Genomic DNA, 17,471 nt, shown 5'->3' on the forward strand with positions numbered 1-17,471 from the left:
TCGGGCCGTGAAGCGTGCACAGACAACGCATGCCGCATACAAGGAAAGGGAGTTCATTCGATGTCGATTCAATTCAAGAAACCGGGCGCGGGCGCCGTGCCCATCCACGTCGTCGACCGCGCCGGCCTCGCCGCGGCGATGCAGCGCACCGACGAGGGCGCGCGCCGCTGGCTGGCCGTCCAGGGGTTCGAGGGCAAGGCCCACAGCGCCGTGCTGGTGCCCGATGCCCGTTCGGGCATCGGCAGTGTCTGGGCCGGCGTGGCGGCGCTCGACCATCCGCATGCGCTGGCCGCATTGCCGCGCAGCCTGCCGCCCGGGAACTACCGGCTCGGCGACCAGGGCCAGGCGCTGGACCCGCAGGCCGCGGCACTGTCCTGGCGCCTGGGCGCCTACCATTTCGACCGCTACAAGACCCAGGCAGCGCCGCCGGGTCCCACGCTGCAGCTGGCGCCCAGCGCCGCGGGCCGGCACGGCGCACGCCTGGCCGACGCGTTCTGCCTGGTGCGCGACCTGGTCAACACGCCGGCCGAAGACCTGGGTCCGGCCGAACTTGGCGAAGCCGTGCGCACGCTGGCGCAGGCGCACGGCGGGCGCTGCCGCCAGATCGTCGGCGACGGGCTGCTGCGTGCGGGCTTTCCGACGGTCCATGCGGTGGGCCGGGCCTCCACGCGCGCGCCGCGCCTGATCGAGATGACCTGGGGCCCGCCACGCGCGCGTGCGCTCACGATCGTGGGCAAGGGCGTGTGCTTCGACACCGGCGGGCTGGACCTGAAGAGCGCCGACGGCATGCGCATGATGAAGAAGGACATGGGCGGCGCCGCCCACGCGCTGGCGCTGGCGCAGCTGGTGATGGCGATGGAACTGCCGGTGCGCTTGCGGCTTTTGATTCCGGCCGTGGACAACGCGGTCGCCGGCAACGCCATGCGCCCGGGCGACGTGATCCGCACGCGCACCGGACGCACGGTGGAAGTGGGCAACACCGATGCCGAGGGCCGCCTCGTGCTGTGCGATGCGCTGGCCTACGGCGCCGAGCACCGGCCCGAACTCATGATCGACCTGGCGACCCTGACCGGCGCGGCCCGCGTGGCGCTGGGTCCGCGGCTGCCCGGCCTGTACTGCCGCGACATGGCGCTCGCGCGCCAGCTCGTGGACCTGGGCCTGTCGCTGCACGATCCGCTGTGGCACCTGCCGCTGTGGCAGGACTATCACGGCTACCTCGACAGCGACGTGGCCGATGTCGCCAACGTGGGGCGCGGCCCGTTCGCGGGTTCGATCCTCGCGGCGCTGTTCCTCGGCGACTTCGTGAGCCCCGGCATTGACTGGCTGCACCTCGACATCTATGCGTGGAATGAACTGAAGCGACCGGGATGTCCGGTCGGTGGCGAGGCCCAAGGGCTCATGACGCTGCTGGCCTATCTGGAGCAGCGTTTTCGAGCTGGCGCATGACTGAACCCGTTGTTTAGAGACTCTGAAGGATTCACCGAGTGAAATTGAACTTTCGTTCTCATTTTTTCCCCTAGCATGGCCGAACGGAACCGAAATGCCCTTGGCCATGCAAGCGGTGTTTCGGCACATGTCAGTCCGTTGAAACCATCAGGGAGACTTATGAGCCGTTCGTTCGCACGCAATGCCGTGGCCGCAGGCCTGGCCGGATTTTTCGCCATGCAGGCGCCCGCGCTGGCCGCCACGCCCAAGGACACGCTCGTGGTGGCCTGGGCACTGGACCAGATCATCACGATGGACCCGGGCGAGACCTTCGAGGTCACGGCCGGCGAGTTCAGCGGCAATGGCTACGACCGGCTGGTGCGGACCCAACCCGGCGACCTGTCGTCGCTCAGGGGCGATGCGGCCAAGTCGTGGAGCATCAGCGACGACGGCAAGACCTATTCGTTCGAGCTGAAGCCGAATCTCAAGTTCGCCTCGGGCAATCCCATGACGGCGGAAGACGTGGTGTTCTCGCTGCAGCGTGCCGTGCTGATGGACAAGTCGCCCGCCTTCATCCTGCGCCAGTTCGGCCTGACCAAGGACACGGTGCGCGACAAGATCCGCCAGACCGGCCCGCTCACGCTGACCATGGAGGTCGACAAGCCCTACGCGCCCACGCTGGTGCTGAACTGCCTCACCTCCAACGTCGCCGCGATCGTCGACAAGAAACTGGTGCTGGCGCACGAGAAGGACGGCGACCTGGGCAACGGGTGGCTGCGCACCAACTTCGCCGGCTCGGGCCCGTACAAGCTGCGCGACTACCGGCCCAACGAGATCGCCGTGTTCGAGCGCAACGACCACTACACGCTCGGCCCCAAGGCCAAGCTCGCGCGCGTGATCTACCGCCACGTGAAGGAGCCCGCCACGCAGCGCCTGCTGCTCGAGAAGGGCGACGTGGACATCGCGCGCAACCTCCAGCCGCAGGACCTGGAGGCCGTCGCCGCCGACAAGCGCCTGAAGACCACGTCCACGCCGCGCGGCACGGTGGTGTACATCGGCCTGAACCAGAAGAACCCGAACCTGGCCAAGCCCGAGGTGCGCGAGGCGCTGAAATGGCTGGTGGACTACGACAGCATCGGCAAGGTGCTGCTCAAGGACATCGGCGTGATCCACCAGAACTTCCTGCCGGTGGGCCTGCTCGGCGCCAGCACCGAGAAGCCCTACAAGTTCGACGTCGAAAAGGCCAAGGCGCTGCTGCAGAAGGCCGGCCTGGCCGACGGCTTCAAGGTGACCATCGACATGCGCACCACGCAGCCGATCCAGGGCATCACCGAGAACTTCCAGCAGACCGCCAAGCGCGCCGGCATCGACATCGAGGTGATCCCGGGCGACGGCAAGCAGACCATGACCAAGTACCGTGCGCGCCAGCACGACATGTACATCGGCGCATGGGGCGCGGACTATTGGGACCCGCACACCAATGCCAGCACCTTCGCCCGCAATCCTGACAACTCCGACGATGCCAAGGTCAAGCCGCTCGCATGGCGCAACGCCTGGGACATTCCCGAGCTGACTCAGCAGGCCGAAGCCGCGGCGCTGGAGCGCGATCCCGAGAAGCGCAAGGCCATCTACGAGAAGCTCCAGGCCGAGGTGCGCGCCCGCAGTCCCTACGTCATCCTCTACCAGCAGATCGACACCGCGGGCCTGCGCAGCAACGTGCAGGGCTATCGGTTGGGCGAGACCTCCGGCCTGACCCGGCTGTCGCTGGTCAGCAAGTGACCTGAGCCGCGCGACCTGCACGACACGGGGGTACCTTCGTGAGCAACACCACCGATTCCACGGCGGTCCGGCTGCGCGGCCGCGCGGCGGCGGTGCTGCGCTTCGCCGCCGTGGTCCTGGTCACCTACCTCGGCCTGCTGGCCGTGACCTTCTTCATCGGCCGGGTGATCCCGGTCGATCCGGTGCTGGCACTGGTCGGCGACCAGGCGCCGGATGACGTGATCGAGCGCACCCGCGAGGAGCTCGGCCTCAACAAGCCGCTCATCGAGCAGTTCGTCGTCTACCTGGGCAAGGCCGTGGGGGGCGACTTCGGCACCTCCATACTCACCTCCAACCCGGTGTTGACCGACATCGCGCAGACCTTTCCGGCCACCATCGAACTCGCCACGCTGGGCATCCTGATCGGTGCCGGCATCGGCATCCCGATCGGCGTGTGGGCGGCGGTGCGGCAAGGCGGCATGGTCGACCATGTGGTGCGCGTGGTCGGACTGGTCGGCTACTCGGTGCCGATCTTCTGGCTCGGCTTGATGGCGCTGGTGCTGTTCTATGCCAAGCTCGACTGGGTCCCCGGGCCCGGGCGAATCGACGTGATCTACCAGTATTCGATCACGCCGCAAAGCGGCTTCCTGCTGCTGGACACCGCGCGCCAGGGCGAGTGGGAGGCGTTCCGCAACGCGCTCTCGCACCTGGTGCTGCCGGCCTCGCTGCTGGGCTATTTCTCGCTGGCCTATATCAGCCGCATGACACGCTCGTTCATGCTCGCCGAACTGGCGCAGGAGTACGTGGTGGCCGCGCGTGCCAAGGGCCTGAGCGAGACGCGCATCATCTGGCGCCATGCGCTGCGCAATGCGATGGTGCCGCTGGTCACGGTGGTCACGCTGTCATACGCCGGCCTGCTCGAAGGCTCGGTGCTGACCGAGACCGTGTTCGCGTGGCCGGGCCTGGGCCTGTACATCACGAATTCGCTGCAGAACGCGGACATGAACGCGGTGCTGGGCGGCACGCTGGTGGTCGGCTCGGTGTTCATCGGCCTGAACCTTCTGTCAGACCTGCTGTACCGCCAGCTCGATCCACGGACGCGACGATGAAACCATCTTCTTCCGCACCGGCGCCATCGGGCCGCGCCGCCCGCCTGCACGACTGGCTGATGTCCGACCGGCCGCAGTCGCGCCGGCAGGCCGGACTGGGGCGCGCCTATGGCGCATGGCGCATCTTTGCGCGCAACCGGCTGGCGATGACCGGCCTGGCGATCGTGCTCGCACTGATCGCCGTGGCGGTGCTGGCCGATTGGCTGGCGCCCTATTCGCCCTACATCGGCGACCTGCAGACGCAGCGCCTGCTGCCGCCTTCGGCCGCGCACTGGCTCGGCACCGACGGCCAGGGCCGGGACATCCTCTCGCGCATCATCCATGGCTCGCGCATCACGCTGTTCGTGGTGGTGCTGGTGGCGGTGCTGGCCGCTCCCATCGGCCTGGTGGTGGGCACAGCGGCGGGCTATGCGGGCGGTTGGCTGGACGTGGTGCTGATGCGCATCACCGACATCTTCCTGGCTTTCCCGCGCCTGATCCTGGCGCTGGCCTTCGTGGCCGCGCTCGGCCCCGGCATCGAGAACGCCGTGATCGCGATCGCCCTCACATCGTGGCCTCCCTATGCGCGCATCGCGCGTGCCGAAACGCTGACCATCCGCCAGGCCGACTACATCAGTGCCGTGCGGTTGATTGGCGCAACGCCGCAGCGCATCGTGCTGCGCCACGTGCTGCCGCTGTGCCTGCCCTCGGTGATCGTGCGCGTGACGCTGGACATGGCCGGCATCATCCTGGCTGCGGCCGGCCTCGGCTTTCTCGGCCTGGGAGCGCAGCCGCCGATGCCCGAATGGGGCGCGCTGATTGCGGACGGCCGCCAGTTCGTGCTCGACCACTGGTGGGTGGCGGCAGCCCCGGGCGCAGCGATCTGCATCGTCAGCCTGGCCTTCAACCTGCTGGGCGACGGCCTGCGCGACGCGCTCGACCCAAAGGCCAACGCATGACCGGCTCCTCCATGAACCCATCGAACCCGGTGCTCGACGTGCAGGACCTGCGGGTCGCGTTTCCCGCGCGAGGCGGCGGCATGACCGAGGCCGTGCGCGGCGTCTCGTTCACGCTCGGGCGCGAGCGCCTGGGCATCGTCGGCGAATCGGGCTCGGGCAAATCGCAGACCGGCCGCGCCATCCTTGGCCTGACCGCGCCGGGCGGCCGGGTCGCGGCCGAGCGCCTGGCGTTTCGCGGCACGGACCTGCTGCGCTGCACGCCGCGCGAGCGCCGGGCGATGCGCGGCGGGCGCATCGGCATGGTGCTGCAGGACCCGAAGTTCTCACTCAACCCGGTGATGACGATCGGTGCGCAGATCGTCGAGGCGCTGCGGGCGCACAAGCAGGTGTCGGCGAGCGAGGCGCGCGAGCGCGCGCTCGAAGCGCTGGCCGCGGTGCAGATCGACGATGCCGAACGCGTGTTCCGGCTCTATCCGCACGAGGTCTCCGGCGGCATGGGCCAGCGCGCGATGATCGCGATGATGCTGATCGCCGAGCCCGAGCTGCTGATCGCCGACGAACCGACCTCGGCCCTGGACGTGACGGTGCAGCTGCAGGTGCTCGCCATCCTGGACCGGCTGGTGTCCGAGCGCGGCATGGGGCTGATCTTCATCTCCCACGATCTGCGTCTGGTCTCCACGTTCTGCGACCGCGTCCTCGTGATGTATGCCGGCCGCGTGGTCGAGGAACTCCCCGCGGGCGGCATGGCCGAGGCCCGGCATCCCTACACGCGCGGTCTCCTCGAGTGCCTGCCGCAGCTCGGGGCCGACCGCCATCCGCTGCCGGTGCTCGACCGCCAGCCGGAGTGGGCACTGTGACGAACAGCCTGAACCTCCAGGCGGCGCCGCCGCGCCGGCAGATCGGCATTTCGGTCGACCGCCTGCACGTCGAGTTCGACGGCTTCGTCGCAGTGCACGACACCAGCTTCGTGGTGGCGCCCGGCGAGAGCTTCGGCATCGTCGGCGAATCGGGTTCCGGCAAGTCCACGGTGCTGCGCGCCATGTGCGGCCTGGCGCCGCGCACTTCGGGCACCGTGGCCCTCGTCGGTCCGGCAGGCAGCGCCGAGCCGTTGCCGGCGCCCGGCAGCAAGGCCTTTCGCCGCAGCGTGCAGATGGTGTTCCAGGACCCGTACGGATCACTGCACCCACGCCAGACCGTGGACCGGATCCTGGCCGAGCCGCTGGCGATCCACGGCATCGGCGATGCCGAGGCACGCATCGAGCGCGCGCTCGACGAGGTGGGACTGGGCAGCGGCTTCCGGTTTCGCTATCCGCACCAGCTCTCCGGCGGCCAGCGCCAGCGCATCGCGGTGGCGCGCGCGCTGACGCTGGAGCCCGAGGTGCTGCTGCTCGACGAACCCACCTCGGCGCTCGACGCCTCGGTGCAGGCCGAAGTGCTGAACCTGCTCGAAGCCCTGCGCGCGAAGCGTGGCCTGAGCTTCATCATGGTGAGCCACGACCTGGCGGTGGTCACGCACATGTGCGAGCGCCTGATGGTGATGCAGCGCGGCCGCACCGTCGAAATGCTCGCGGCCGAAGACCTGGCGGCCCACCGCGTGCGCGAGGACTACACGCGCGAGCTCATGGCGGCGTCGGCCGGATTCCGACGCGCGAGTTCCGGCTGCAGCACCAGCCGTTCCACGCCGGCGTAGCACACGAAGTGCCGGTTGGTCGCGCGGCCGATCGCGCACAGGCCGACGCGCGTGGCCACCTCGTGGCCCATCTGCGTGATGCCGCTGCGCGAGACCACGATCGGCACGCCCATCTGCGCCGACTTGATGACCATCTCGCTCGTGAGCCGGCCGGTGGTGTAGAACACGCGGTCGCCCGCGAGCGCCCCCGGCGGCTGCATGGCGCACCAGCCTGCGATGGTGTCGATCGCGTTGTGGCGGCCCACGTCTTCCACGAAGCAGTGCATCGTGGCCCCGGCCGCGTCGGCGTCGAGCGTGAAGAGCGCGCAGCCATGCACGGAGCCCGCCGACTTGTAGGTGCTCTCCTGGAGCCGGATCGCATTGACCAGCGCATAGAGCTGCGCCTGCGTCATGCGCGTGGGCGGCAGCTGGAGCTTGTCGATGTCGCCCATCAGGTCGCCGAACACGCTGCCCTGGCCGCAGCCGGTGGTCACCACCTTTTTCGCCGTGCGCTCCTCGATGCGGTCGATGCCGGTATGCGTGCGGACGGCGGCCGCGCCGACCTCCCAATCGACCGTGACCGACTCCACGTCGCTGGCCGATTCAATGAGGCGCTGGTTCAGCAGATAACCCAGCACGAGCAGCTCGGGCTGGGCGCCGAGCGTCATGAGCGTGACGAGTTCGCGCCGGTCGACATAGACCGTGAGGTCGCGCTCGGCGGGGATGGACACCGTGCCGCGCGCGCCATGCTCATCGACGACCTCGACCTCACGCGTCAGCGCGGCGCGGGCCTGGGTGAGACGCGGCAGCGGGGGCACCGGCGAAGCCGCTGCGCTCACTGCGCCTTCGTCGTGGGATTGGTGACCGCGGCCGGCTGCACGGTGCTGGGCGGCGAGGCAGCCGTGTCGGCCGGCGAATGCGCGCCCGAGACTTCGAGGGGCTTGGCTTCCTGCGGCGGCGCATAGGCGAACGCACCCGGGTCGGCGCAGGGCGGCAGCGCGGCGGGCGCGGCAGGCACGGTCTTGCCGGCCGTCGCCGCGCTCGCGCGGTACGCCGCCGCGACGCGGTCCTGGGCCAGGCAGAGCTTGTAGGAATCGACCTTGGCGCTCCAGGCGGTCTTGGCGGCGGCTTCGGCTGCCTTGGCCTTGGCTTCGGGCGTGTCCGGCGGCGCAGGCAGCTTGGCCCAGGCCAGCGGCGCGGCGAGCGCAAGCACCAGCACGCAAAGATTCAAGGGCGAGAACTGCTTCTTCTTCATGAGGGCCTTCCTTCGGCGGGCTGCGGCGCCCGGACTGGGGCTGTGGTGGCGACCGTGCCGGAGGGCTGCGAACGCTGCCTCGGGATTTTGCCCGCCGCCACGTCGTCGTACCAGAGTTCGTGGTGCTCCTTGGCCCAGGTCTCGTCGACATAGCCGGTGCGCATGGCCTTGTAGGCGCCCTTCATGCCGAGTGTGCCGATGTAGATGTGGCCCATGATCACGGCCATCATCAGCATCGTCGCGACGCCATGGACCATGTGCGCCACCTGCATCTGGCCGCGCGTATAGACGAAGCCCGGCAACAGCTTGTCGAGGAACAGCCCCGAACCGATGATGAACAGGCCGAGGAACAGCACGCCGCCCCAGAACACGAGCTTCTCGCCGGCGTTGAAGCGGTGCGACGGCGCTTCCTTGCCGCCGAACAGGCCGCCGGCACTTTTCAGCCACTTCCAATCGACCGCGCGCGGCAGGTTGTCGCGGATGAAGGTGACGACCATGAACAGCGTGGTGACCACGAACAGCGGCCCGACGAAGTTGTGCACGTTCTTGAGCGCATAGGCGATCCATCCGAAGAGCGTGCTGCCCATCCACGGCATCAGGAAGAACTGGCCGAAGGCCATCACGATGCCCGAGAGCGCGAGGATCACGAAGGCGGTTGCGTTCGACCAGTGCGTGGCCCGCTCGAACGGCGTGAAGCGCTCGATGCGGCGGCCGGTTTCCTTGCCGTGCAGGCGGATCGGCCCCTTGGTGAAGTAATAGATCGCCAGCGCCAGCAGCGTCACGAACAGCAGCGCCGCGCCGTAAGGAATGATCCAGTCGTTGCGCACCTGCCGCCAGGCCTCGCCGGCGGTGGTGAGGCGCGAGCCCGGGTACTGCACCTGCGGCTGGATCAGGTTACCGGCCTCGGGCGCCTGGCTCGCCGGCAGGCTGCTGTAGCCCGTCACGCCCTGCCCGACCTGGCGCCACATCGGCGCGTTGTTGCCGGGCTGCACCTTCATGCGCTCGCCGTTGGTCTGGTTCGCGTAGTTGGGATCGGCGCTCGCTTCGGGCTTGACCTCGAAGATGTTCTGGCTGCGGATGCCGCCTGCACCCGGCGCGGCCGGCGCGGACGTCGTGCCGGGCGCCGCGGGCGGCTGCGCCTGCGCGAAGGCCGAACCCAGCGCGGCGAAAAGAACGAGAGCGGTCAGCGCTTGCTTCATGGGCTCTCCGATCAGTTTTCTTTGTTGTATTCGTTCTGCCCGTTTTGCGTGCGGGTCTTGAGCTGCTGCTGCCAGGCGGTCTTGTCGCCCACCTTCCAGTCCGGCGCGGTGAACACCGTGCCGGTGTTCTCCTGCGTGCCGGTGCCGCTCCAGGGCACGGCATCGTGCTTCACGCCCTGCGCATTGGTCTGCGGCTTTTCGCCGCAGCCTGCCAGGAACCCCGCGGCCAGTGCCACGGCCGCAGCGAACGCAAGGCCCTGCCGCTTCATTTCTGGCCTCCGTTGGCGGGCGGCGTGCCGGCCTGCTGCGAGCCGTAGGCGGTGCCCCAGCCCCAGACCTCGGCACCCTTGCCGCGCTGAACCACGCGGGTGCGGAAGATGTCGGCCACCACGTCGCCATCACCGGCCAAGAGCGCCTTGGTCGAGCACATCTCGGCGCAGGCCGGAAGCTTGCCTTCGGCAAGCCGGTTGCGGCCGTACTTCTCGAATTCGGCCTCGGAGCCGTTGGCTTCGGGACCGCCAGCGCAGAAGGTGCACTTGTCCATCTTGCCGCGCACGCCGAAGGTGCCCTGCGACGGGAACTGCGGCGCACCGAAGGGGCAGGCGTACGAGCAGTAGCCGCAGCCGATGCACACGTCCTTGTCGTGCAGCACCACGCCTTCGTCGGTGCGATAGAAACACTGCACCGGGCACACCGCCATGCAGGGTGCGTCGGAGCAATGCATGCAGGCGACCGAGATCGACTTCTCGCCCGGGACGCCGTCGTTGAGCGTGACCACGCGGCGGCGGTTCACGCCCCAGGGCACCTCGTTCTCGTTCTTGCAGGCCGTGACGCAGCCGTTGCATTCGATGCAACGCTCGGCGTCGCAGACAAATTTCATTCGTGCCATGGTGCTTCCTTATGCCTTTTCCACGTTGCAGATCGTGGTCTTCGTCTCTTGCATCATGGTCACGCTGTCGTAACCGTAGGTCGTGGCGGTGTTGATCGCCTCGCCGCGCACCACCGGGGCGGCGCCCGTCGGGTAGTAGGCAATCATGTCGGCGCCCTGCCAGTGTCCCGAGAAGTGGAACGGCATGAACACGGTGTCGGGCCCGACGCGCTCGGTCACGAGCGCCTGCACGTTGAGCTTGGCGCCCGTGGGCGTGTGCACCCAGGCACGCTCGCCGTTGCGGATGCCCTTCTCGGCCGCGACCTTCGGATTGATCTCGATGAACATCTCCTGCTGCAGTTCGGCCAGCCAGGGGTTCGAGCGCGTTTCCTCGCCGCCGCCCTCGTACTCGACCAGGCGACCCGAGGTCATGATGTACGGGAACTTCTCGGCCACCTTGTCGGCGATGTTCTTCTGCTGCACGGTCTTGTAGAGCGTAGGCAGACGCCAGAACGCCATCTTGTCGTCGTGCGTCGGGTACTTGGCCATCAGGTCGGGCCGCGTGCCGTAGAGCGGCTCTCGGTGCTGCGGGATCGCGTCGGGGAAGTTCCAGACCACCGCCCGCGCCTTGGCGTTGCCGAAGGGATGGCAGCCGTGGTTCTTCATGAACACGCGGATCATGCCGCCGGAGTTGTCGGTCTTCCAGTTCTTGCCCTCGGCCTTCTGCTTCTCGGGCTCGGAGAGTTCGTCCCACCAGCCGAGCTTCTTGAGCAGCACATGGTCGAGCTCGGGGTATCCGGTGGTGATGTCGGCGCCGAGCGAGTGCGAGCCGTCCTCGGCCAGCAGGTTCTGTCCGTCGCGCTCCACGCCGAAGTTCGCGCGGAAATTGCCGCCGCCGTCCATCACATGCTTCGAGGTGTCGTACAGGTTGGCCGAGCCCGGGTGCTTGAGCTCGGGTGTGCCGAAGCAGGGCCACGGCAGGCCGAAGTAGTCGCCCGTGAGGTCGTAGCCGTTGACCTTGTCCTTCACGCCGCCCTTGGCCTTGAGCGTGCGCACGTCGAAGGCGCCCATGTTGCGCATGTGGGCCTGCAGCCGCTCCGGGCTCTGGCCCGTGTAGCCGATGGTCCACACGCACTTGTTGATCTCGCGCAGGATGTCGTCGGGAATGGGCTCGTCCATGCCCTTGACCTTCTGCATCTTGTAGTTCTTGCTGAGCTCCTTGCCGAAGCCCAGGCGGTCGGCGAACTGCTGCATGATCATGTGGTCGCTGCGGCTTTCCCACAGCGGCTCGATGACCTTTTCGCGCCACTGCAGCGAGCGGTTCGAGGCGGTGACGGAGCCGCTGGTCTCGAACTGGGTGCAAGCGGGCAGCAGGTAGACGGCGCGATTCGGATTCTGGTCTTCGGGCCGGCCGGGCATGGCCGCCATGGCGGCCGTCGCTGAAGGGTACGGGTCGACCACCACGAGCAGGTCGAGCTTGTCCATCGCGCGCTTCATCTCGAGGCCGCGCGTCTGCGAATTGGGGGCGTGGCCCCAATAGAACACGCCGCGCAGGTTCGAGTCCTGATCGATGAGCTCGTTCTTCTCGAGCACACCGTCGATCCAGCGCGACACCGTGATGCCGGGCTTGCTCATCATCGCGGGCGACGAGAAGCGGCTCTTGATCCACTCGAAGTCGACGCCCCAAGCGGTGGCGAAGTGCTTCCACGATCCTTCGACGATGCCGTAGTAGCCGGGCAGCGAATCGGGGTTCGGGCCCACGTCGGTGGCGCCCTGCACGTTGTCATGGCCGCGGAAGATGTTGGTGCCGCCACCCGACTTGCCGACATTGCCGAGCGCGAGCTGCAGGATGCACGAGGCACGCACCATGGCGTTGCCGATGGAGTGCTGGGTCTGGCCCATGCACCAGACGATGGTGCCGGGGCGGTTCTCGTTGAGCCAGGTCGCAACCTTGAGCACCTGCGCCTCGGGGACGCCACAGGCCTCCTCGACCTTGTCGGGCGTCCACTTGGCGAGCACGTCCTCGCGCACCTTGTCCATGCCGAACACACGGTCGTTGATGTAGCGCTTGTCTTCCCAGCCGTTCTTGAAGATGTGGTGCAGCACGCCGAACAGGAACGGAATGTCCGAGCCCGAGCGGATGCGCACGTACTCGTCGGCCTTGGCCGCCGTGCGCGTGAAGCGCGGGTCGACCACGATCATCTTGCAGCCATGCTCCTTGGCATGGAGCATGTGCAGCATGCTGACCGGGTGCGCCTCGGCCGCGTTCGAGCCGATGTACAGCGCGACCTTGGCATTGCGCATGTCGTTGTACGAATTGGTCATGGCGCCGTAGCCCCATGTGTTCGCGACGCCGGCCACGGTGGTCGAGTGGCAGATGCGCGCCTGGTGGTCGCAGTTGTTGCTGCCCCAGAAGCTCACGAACTTGCGCATCAGGTACGACTGTTCGTTGCTGTGCTTGGACGAGCCGATCCAGTAGACCGAGTCGGGCCCGCTCGCCTGGCGAAGGTCCTTCAGCCGCGCTGTGATCTCGTCGAGCGCGGTGTCCCAGCTGATGCGCTCGTACTTGCCGTTGACCAGCTTCATCGGGTAGCGCAGCCGGTACTCGCCGTGGCCATGCTCGCGCAGGGCCGCGCCCTTGGCGCAGTGTGCGCCGAGGTTGAGCGGCGAGTCGAACACCGGCTCCTGGCGCACCCAGACGCCGTTCTCGACCACCGCGTCGGAGGCGCAGCCGACCGAGCAGTGCGAGCACACGGTGCGCTTGATCTCGACCTTGCCGGCGCCGATGGCCGTGGGCCGCGCCTCGCCAGCCGCCTCGGCCTTGCGCATCAGCGTGAGCTGGCCCGCGGCCAGCCCGACGCCAACACCGAGGCCCGAGCGCCGCAGGAACGCACGCCGGTCCATGGTCGGCAGCGCGCCCGACAGGCCGCGCTGGAGGCTGTGGATGAAAGCGGAAGACCCGCGTTCGCCTTGCCGCACGGAATGCGCAGCGTTCGTTTTCTTGGTCAGCAGCATCGTGGGTATCCGCTTCAGGCCGAAGCGGTCCTGTAGTAGTGCTTGACGTGTTCGCTGAGCGAATAGCCGCCGCCGTTTTCAGGCGCGGGCTTCAGCGCCGGGGTGGCGGCCTCGAGGGCCGGGGGGGCCGGCGTGACCTTGGGCAGCACGGAAACCGCTGCAACCGCGGCGCCCGCACTGGCGGCACCTAGAAAGAAACCTCGACGCGAGGCCGGCTTGTTACCGACCGATTGGCTGTCCTGCATGTGATCTCCAGGAGTGGCTTTGGGGGCAAACCAGATATGAACCGATTTACATACATACGGATACTAGTCGAGACCCTTATCCCGACCAGACGACTCATCCTTACCCGAGCATGTCGAAGCCCTGGACCTCGACCTCGGCAAAGGCCCGCGTGAAACCCGCGAGCGACGCATAGAAGCGTGCCTTGGGGTGCTGCGCGACCGCATCACACATGGCGGGCAGCCACGGCTGCAGGTGGGTCGCGAAGAAGGTTTGCTGCTGCGCCAGGTTGGCCACCGCCGCGTCGTCGCCCGCGATCAGGTAGCGCATGACCTCGAACAGGCAGGCCGCGTGATCCTCGCTTTCAGACACGGCCACGTCCCGGGTCAGTCCCAGCCGGGCGAGGTCGGTGCGCAGGTGCGCGAGCGGCTTGTCGTTGAGAAAACCGCTCAGGTAGTGCGAACCGAACAGATACACCTCCGGCTTGCCCATGCCGCCGAAGAGCGCGTCGTATTCGGCATGCGCGGCGGCGGGGTCGGTGGCGCGTGCCGCGCCGACCAGCTGGCGCCAGGGCTCCTCGAGGAAGGCACCGGCCGCAGGCGCCTCGGTGGGCGCCACGTCGAAGGCGGCGAGCAGCTCGGCATCGGGCGCGCAATACCAGAGGCGCGAGAGAAGGCCGTAGACCTCGGCGCGCGCGATCTCCTCGTCGAGGGCGGAGGTCGCGAAGGGGGAATCGCTCATAGCTGCGTGATCTTCATTTCGTTCTGCGCGCTGTACAGGTCGATCACCCGGCAGTCGCTGCACATCTTGAGCCGCTCGAGCGCCTCGCCCTGGAACATCGCATGGCCCGCGAGCTTGCCGAGCATCGACTCGATGGCCTTGTGGGTGCCGAACGGCTTGCTGCAGCGGATGCAGGCCCAAGGCTTGGCTTCGTTGAGCACCACCGGCTGCTTGCGTTCGGGTGCGGTCAGGAGTCGCGGCACGAGCGTGATCGCATTCTCGGGGCAGGTGGTTTCGCAGAGACCGCACTGCACGCAGTTCTTCTCGATGAAGCGCAGCTGCGGCGCGTTCTGGTTGTCCTGCAGCGCGCTGGCGGGACAGGCGCTCACGCAGGCCAGGCACAGCGTGCAGCTGTTCTTGTCGACGGCGACCGCGCCGAATGGTGCGCCGGCGGGCAGCGGGATCGCGAGCGGCTCGGCGGCCGAGGGCGCGGCCAGCGCCGGTGCCTGCGCCATCAGGTGGTCGAGCGTCATCTCGAGCGTGCCGCGCTTCTCGGCCCCGGCGGCAAAGCGCGCGGCGGTCGCGGGCACCCGCTGGCGCGTCGCGCGCAGGCCCGCGAGCGCCGCATCGAGGGCGGCCGGCTCGGCGGCCTCGATCAGGTGGAAATGAGTGCCGGTGTAACCGAGCCCGGTGACGAGCGCCTGCGCCACGGCCATCTGCTGCCTCAGCGCCGCGATGTATGCCGGCGCTTCCTCGCCGGTGGCCAGCACCGCCACCTGGGCGGCGCCGAAGGCGATGGCCGCGAGCCAGAGGTCGATGCCGGTGCTGGCGGCATGCCGCAGCGCCACCGGCAGCACATGCGCCGGCACGCCGGCAGGCCCGCCCGCACGGCCGCGCCCGAGCTGGGCCGCGCGGCCGAGCTGTTCGACCAGCGTCTGGCCGCCCTCCTCGCCATGGAGCAGCACTGCGGCATCGCGGCCACCCGCCGCGGCATAGGCGGCCAGCAGCGTGCGGAGCTTGCGGCCCTGGTCGGTGGTGCGCGGGTAGGTGTAGCCCAAGGCGCCCGTGGGGCACACCGTGGTGCAGGCGCCGCAGCCGACGCAGAGCTGGGGATTGACGACGATGCGCTGGCGCGCCTTGTCGCTCGAGATCGCGTGCGCCGAGCAGACCTCGACGCAGGCATTGCAGCCGACCACTTCGTTGCGGCTGTGGGCGCAGAGCTTCTGCTTGTAGTCGAAGAACTTGGGCTTCTCGAACTCGCCCACGAGTTCGCGCAGGCGCAGCAGCGTGGCCAGGCCTTCGGCGTGCGCGAGCCCGCCCGCCAGATGGAAGTAGCCCTGCGGCGGCGCATGCCAGTCGATCAGCGCCTTTGCGCCGAGGTCGAGCACAAGGTCGAACTCGGCATCGAGTGCTTCGGGTGCGCGGTCGAAGCGGATCGCGCCGGCCACGGTGCAGGCCGCCTCGCAGTCGCGGTGCGTGCCGCATTTCGCGAGGTCGACCTGGTAGTCGAGCCCGATCGCCTGCTCGGGGCAGGCAGCGACGCAGGCGTTGCAGCGCGTGCACAGGTCGAGGTCGATCGGGTTGTCGCGCGTCCAGCGCAGCGAGAACGCGCCGAGCCAGCCCTGTAGCGCCTCGAGGCGCCCGGCCATCACGGGCCAGCGGCGCTCCTGTGCACCGCCGGCAACGCCCGGGCCGGTCGAGAAGATGGAGACCTGCAGGCTGTCGGCCACGAGCGCCGCAGCCTTCTCGGCCTGGTCGAGCGGACCGACGATCAGCAGGCGGCCCTGGCTCGCATAGCTCACTGTCGACACCGGATCGGGTTCGGGCAGGCGGGCCAGCGCCAGCAGCGCGGCGATCTTGGGACTCGCGTTCTTCGCGTCGCGGCTCCAGCCGCCGGTCTCACGGATGTTGACGAAGCGGATCGGGGAGGTGGCGCCTTCGGTCTGCGCAGCCAGTTCGGAAAAAAGCCGCCGCTCCTGGGTGCAGGCCACGACGACGTCGTCGCCCGAACGAATGGCGCGCTGGAAAGCGGGCGCCTCGCGGCGGCACAGGGCGGAATGCAGGGGCAGCGTCTCAGCCAGCGCCGCCCCGAGCGTCTTCGGCTCGAGCGGCATCGTCTGGTTGCAGTCGCAGATCAGCGTGGTGGTCATCGGTTGTCTGGCTTGCCGGCTGCGCATCGGCAACCGGCTGGCTGGAGGGATCTCCCGGAGGTTCGGACTGTGCCACGTCCGGCGTCGCAGTGCCGTTTTTCAGGGCTTCTTCGGCCTCGGCTTCTTCCTTTTCCTCCCGCTCGAAGAGGTTGAGGAACTTGGCGCTGGCCATCTGGCGCAGCACGCTGTGGGGGATCGGCGTCGACTGGGAATAGTCGTCGATGTAGACGTCCATGCGGTCCATCACATTGAACTGCGGATCGGCAAAGAGCTTGCGGAAGGCCGTGTTCTTGACCTCGGGCGCCACGTTCCTGGCCACGAAGGGGCGGAAGTCGGATTCGGACGTGAGCGCCTGGGCGTCCTCGAGCGTGGGCTGCGGCGGTTCGGCGGGCGCCTCGGCGGCTGCATGCGCGGGCACCGGAGCGGCCGGCATCGGCACCTCGGCCTCCGGCACCGGGATGGCCGCCATCTCGGGCTCGTCGACGCGTGCCGGCGGCGGCGGCTCTTCGCGCGCCTCCTGCTTGCGCCGCGACCAGCGGCCGAGGAAATTCTCAGACATCGCCTGCCCCCCGTCCGCGCTTCTTCTCGGTTGTGACGCTCGCCGCATTGCCGAAGCGGTCGACCAGCGGCCGGAAGCTCTCGGGGCGCTTGCGTCGCTTGGGTTCCATCGCGTAGTGCGCTTGCACGAAACCGCGCATCCACTCGACGACTTCCTCGGGTGCGGGCACCTGCTCGACGGTTTCCTGCGCGTCGAGCCAGCGGCCGGCCTCGTTGTAGCTCAGGCTCACCACCACGGGCCGGGCGATCGGCTCGTCGACCACGGTGGGCGCCTCTTCCATGCGCCACAGCACGAACCAGCAGGGCGCGGGCGTGGTGGCATTGAGGTGGTAGCCCTCGGCCTCGTCGCGGAACAGCGCGGTCTGCAAACCAGGGTGCAGCCAGCGCTGCACGTCCTCGGTGGCGTCGAGCAGGCGGGGCTCGGTGCCCGCGCCGGGCTGGTCGGGACCGACGCTCTCGAGAATCCAGCGCCAGGATTGCCAGCGGCTGTTGACGCGCTCGCGGCGCATCACGACGGCCACATCGATGGAAGGATTCATGCGGCCATCGTAGCGCCGCCGCAATCCGGCTTCGGGCCGAGGGTCA

General features: G+C 68.5%; 17 protein-coding genes. 6 read left to right on the forward strand and 11 right to left on the reverse strand.

The window, feature by feature from the left end; genetic code table 11:
- Positions 1 to 60 precede the first annotated feature (60 nt).
- The 6 genes from AC3A6R_RS20475 to AC3A6R_RS20500 all read left to right on the forward strand — a co-directional run bounded on the left by AC3A6R_RS20475 (position 61) and on the right by AC3A6R_RS20500 (position 6,920).
- The gene (locus tag AC3A6R_RS20475; protein ID WP_487865400.1) at positions 61 to 1,446 is read left to right on the forward strand and encodes a leucyl aminopeptidase family protein; all 1,386 of its coding nucleotides are present in this window, start codon (positions 61 to 63) and stop codon (positions 1,444 to 1,446) included.
- Positions 1,447 to 1,605: 159 nt separating this feature from the next.
- The gene (locus AC3A6R_RS20480) at positions 1,606 to 3,204 is read left to right on the forward strand and encodes an ABC transporter substrate-binding protein (protein ID WP_487865401.1); all 1,599 of its coding nucleotides are present in this window, start codon (positions 1,606 to 1,608) and stop codon (positions 3,202 to 3,204) included.
- Between the two features lie 38 nt (positions 3,205 to 3,242).
- Positions 3,243 to 4,292, forward strand: a complete 1,050-nt coding sequence (locus AC3A6R_RS20485) for an ABC transporter permease (protein ID WP_487865402.1) — start codon at positions 3,243 to 3,245, stop codon at positions 4,290 to 4,292.
- Positions 4,289 to 5,230: a nickel transporter permease gene (nikC, locus tag AC3A6R_RS20490; protein ID WP_487865403.1), complete on the forward strand. Its 942-nt coding sequence runs from the start codon at positions 4,289 to 4,291 to the stop codon at positions 5,228 to 5,230. Before AC3A6R_RS20485 ends, nikC begins: the two co-directional genes overlap by 4 nt.
- Positions 5,227 to 6,087: an ABC transporter ATP-binding protein gene (locus AC3A6R_RS20495; protein WP_487865404.1), complete on the forward strand. Its 861-nt coding sequence runs from the start codon at positions 5,227 to 5,229 to the stop codon at positions 6,085 to 6,087. The genes nikC and AC3A6R_RS20495 overlap by 4 nt, the downstream gene beginning before the upstream one ends.
- Positions 6,088 to 6,095: 8 nt before the next feature.
- Positions 6,096 to 6,920, forward strand: a complete 825-nt coding sequence (locus tag AC3A6R_RS20500) for an ABC transporter ATP-binding protein (protein ID WP_487865462.1) — start codon at positions 6,096 to 6,098, stop codon at positions 6,918 to 6,920.
- On the opposite strand, the gene AC3A6R_RS20505 is transcribed toward AC3A6R_RS20500, so the two are convergent.
- The 11 genes from AC3A6R_RS20505 to AC3A6R_RS20555 all read right to left on the reverse strand — a co-directional run bounded on the left by AC3A6R_RS20505 (position 6,836) and on the right by AC3A6R_RS20555 (position 17,425).
- Positions 6,836 to 7,738, reverse strand: coding sequence for a formate dehydrogenase accessory sulfurtransferase FdhD (locus tag AC3A6R_RS20505; protein WP_487865405.1), 903 nt, complete (start codon positions 7,736 to 7,738; stop codon positions 6,836 to 6,838). The genes AC3A6R_RS20500 and AC3A6R_RS20505 overlap by 85 nt on opposite strands.
- Positions 7,735 to 8,154, reverse strand: a complete 420-nt coding sequence (locus AC3A6R_RS20510; protein ID WP_487865406.1) for a hypothetical protein — start codon at positions 8,152 to 8,154, stop codon at positions 7,735 to 7,737. Before AC3A6R_RS20510 ends, AC3A6R_RS20505 begins: the two co-directional genes overlap by 4 nt.
- A complete protein-coding gene (locus AC3A6R_RS20515) occupies positions 8,151 to 9,353 on the reverse strand; it encodes a formate dehydrogenase subunit gamma (protein WP_487858504.1) in 1,203 nt (400 codons plus the stop codon). Before AC3A6R_RS20515 ends, AC3A6R_RS20510 begins: the two co-directional genes overlap by 4 nt.
- A gap of 11 nt (positions 9,354 to 9,364) precedes the next feature.
- Positions 9,365 to 9,622: a hypothetical protein gene (locus AC3A6R_RS20520; RefSeq protein WP_487865407.1), complete on the reverse strand. Its 258-nt coding sequence runs from the start codon at positions 9,620 to 9,622 to the stop codon at positions 9,365 to 9,367.
- Positions 9,619 to 10,242, reverse strand: coding sequence for a formate dehydrogenase FDH3 subunit beta (gene fdh3B, locus AC3A6R_RS20525; RefSeq protein ID WP_487858506.1), 624 nt, complete (start codon positions 10,240 to 10,242; stop codon positions 9,619 to 9,621). Before fdh3B ends, AC3A6R_RS20520 begins: the two co-directional genes overlap by 4 nt.
- Before the next feature lie 9 nt (positions 10,243 to 10,251).
- Entirely contained in the window at positions 10,252 to 13,236 is a 2,985-nt protein-coding gene (locus AC3A6R_RS20530) for a formate dehydrogenase subunit alpha (RefSeq protein WP_487865408.1), read from the reverse strand.
- 14 nt (positions 13,237 to 13,250) lie between these two features.
- Complete coding sequence (locus tag AC3A6R_RS20535; RefSeq protein WP_487865409.1) at positions 13,251 to 13,481, reverse strand: formate dehydrogenase; 231 nt, start codon at positions 13,479 to 13,481, stop codon at positions 13,251 to 13,253.
- A gap of 100 nt (positions 13,482 to 13,581) precedes the next feature.
- Positions 13,582 to 14,199: a TorD/DmsD family molecular chaperone gene (locus AC3A6R_RS20540; protein WP_487858509.1), complete on the reverse strand. Its 618-nt coding sequence runs from the start codon at positions 14,197 to 14,199 to the stop codon at positions 13,582 to 13,584.
- Positions 14,196 to 16,328, reverse strand: a complete 2,133-nt coding sequence (locus AC3A6R_RS20545) for a 4Fe-4S binding protein (RefSeq protein WP_487865410.1) — start codon at positions 16,326 to 16,328, stop codon at positions 14,196 to 14,198. Before AC3A6R_RS20545 ends, AC3A6R_RS20540 begins: the two co-directional genes overlap by 4 nt.
- The gene (locus AC3A6R_RS20550) at positions 16,252 to 16,887 is read right to left on the reverse strand and encodes a DUF3306 domain-containing protein (RefSeq protein ID WP_487865411.1); all 636 of its coding nucleotides are present in this window, start codon (positions 16,885 to 16,887) and stop codon (positions 16,252 to 16,254) included. Before AC3A6R_RS20550 ends, AC3A6R_RS20545 begins: the two co-directional genes overlap by 77 nt.
- Positions 16,880 to 17,425 (reverse strand): DUF3305 domain-containing protein, encoded by a 546-nt coding sequence (locus AC3A6R_RS20555; RefSeq protein WP_487858512.1) that lies wholly within the window; start codon positions 17,423 to 17,425, stop codon positions 16,880 to 16,882. The genes AC3A6R_RS20550 and AC3A6R_RS20555 overlap by 8 nt, the downstream gene beginning before the upstream one ends.
- Positions 17,426 to 17,471 lie beyond the last annotated feature (46 nt).

This window comes from Variovorax sp. Soil_C_19 (assembly GCF_057657255.1).

Coding starts and splice junctions, on each gene's coding strand:
- AC3A6R_RS20475 (WP_487865400.1), top strand. CDS start 61: ATGTCGATTCAATTCAAGAAACCGGGCGCGGGCGCCGTGCCCATCCAC.
- AC3A6R_RS20480 (WP_487865401.1), top strand. CDS start 1,606: ATGAGCCGTTCGTTCGCACGCAATGCCGTGGCCGCAGGCCTGGCCGGA.
- nikC (WP_487865403.1), top strand. CDS start 4,289: ATGAAACCATCTTCTTCCGCACCGGCGCCATCGGGCCGCGCCGCCCGC.
- AC3A6R_RS20495 (WP_487865404.1), top strand. CDS start 5,227: ATGACCGGCTCCTCCATGAACCCATCGAACCCGGTGCTCGACGTGCAG.
- AC3A6R_RS20510 (WP_487865406.1), bottom strand. CDS start 8,154: ATGAAGAAGAAGCAGTTCTCGCCCTTGAATCTTTGCGTGCTGGTGCTT.
- AC3A6R_RS20515 (WP_487858504.1), bottom strand. CDS start 9,353: ATGAAGCAAGCGCTGACCGCTCTCGTTCTTTTCGCCGCGCTGGGTTCG.
- AC3A6R_RS20520 (WP_487865407.1), bottom strand. CDS start 9,622: ATGAAGCGGCAGGGCCTTGCGTTCGCTGCGGCCGTGGCACTGGCCGCG.
- fdh3B (WP_487858506.1), bottom strand. CDS start 10,242: ATGGCACGAATGAAATTTGTCTGCGACGCCGAGCGTTGCATCGAATGC.
- AC3A6R_RS20530 (WP_487865408.1), bottom strand. CDS start 13,236: ATGCTGCTGACCAAGAAAACGAACGCTGCGCATTCCGTGCGGCAAGGC.
- AC3A6R_RS20535 (WP_487865409.1), bottom strand. CDS start 13,481: ATGCAGGACAGCCAATCGGTCGGTAACAAGCCGGCCTCGCGTCGAGGT.
- AC3A6R_RS20540 (WP_487858509.1), bottom strand. CDS start 14,199: ATGAGCGATTCCCCCTTCGCGACCTCCGCCCTCGACGAGGAGATCGCG.
- AC3A6R_RS20545 (WP_487865410.1), bottom strand. CDS start 16,328: ATGACCACCACGCTGATCTGCGACTGCAACCAGACGATGCCGCTCGAG.
- AC3A6R_RS20550 (WP_487865411.1), bottom strand. CDS start 16,887: ATGTCTGAGAATTTCCTCGGCCGCTGGTCGCGGCGCAAGCAGGAGGCG.
- AC3A6R_RS20555 (WP_487858512.1), bottom strand. CDS start 17,425: ATGAATCCTTCCATCGATGTGGCCGTCGTGATGCGCCGCGAGCGCGTC.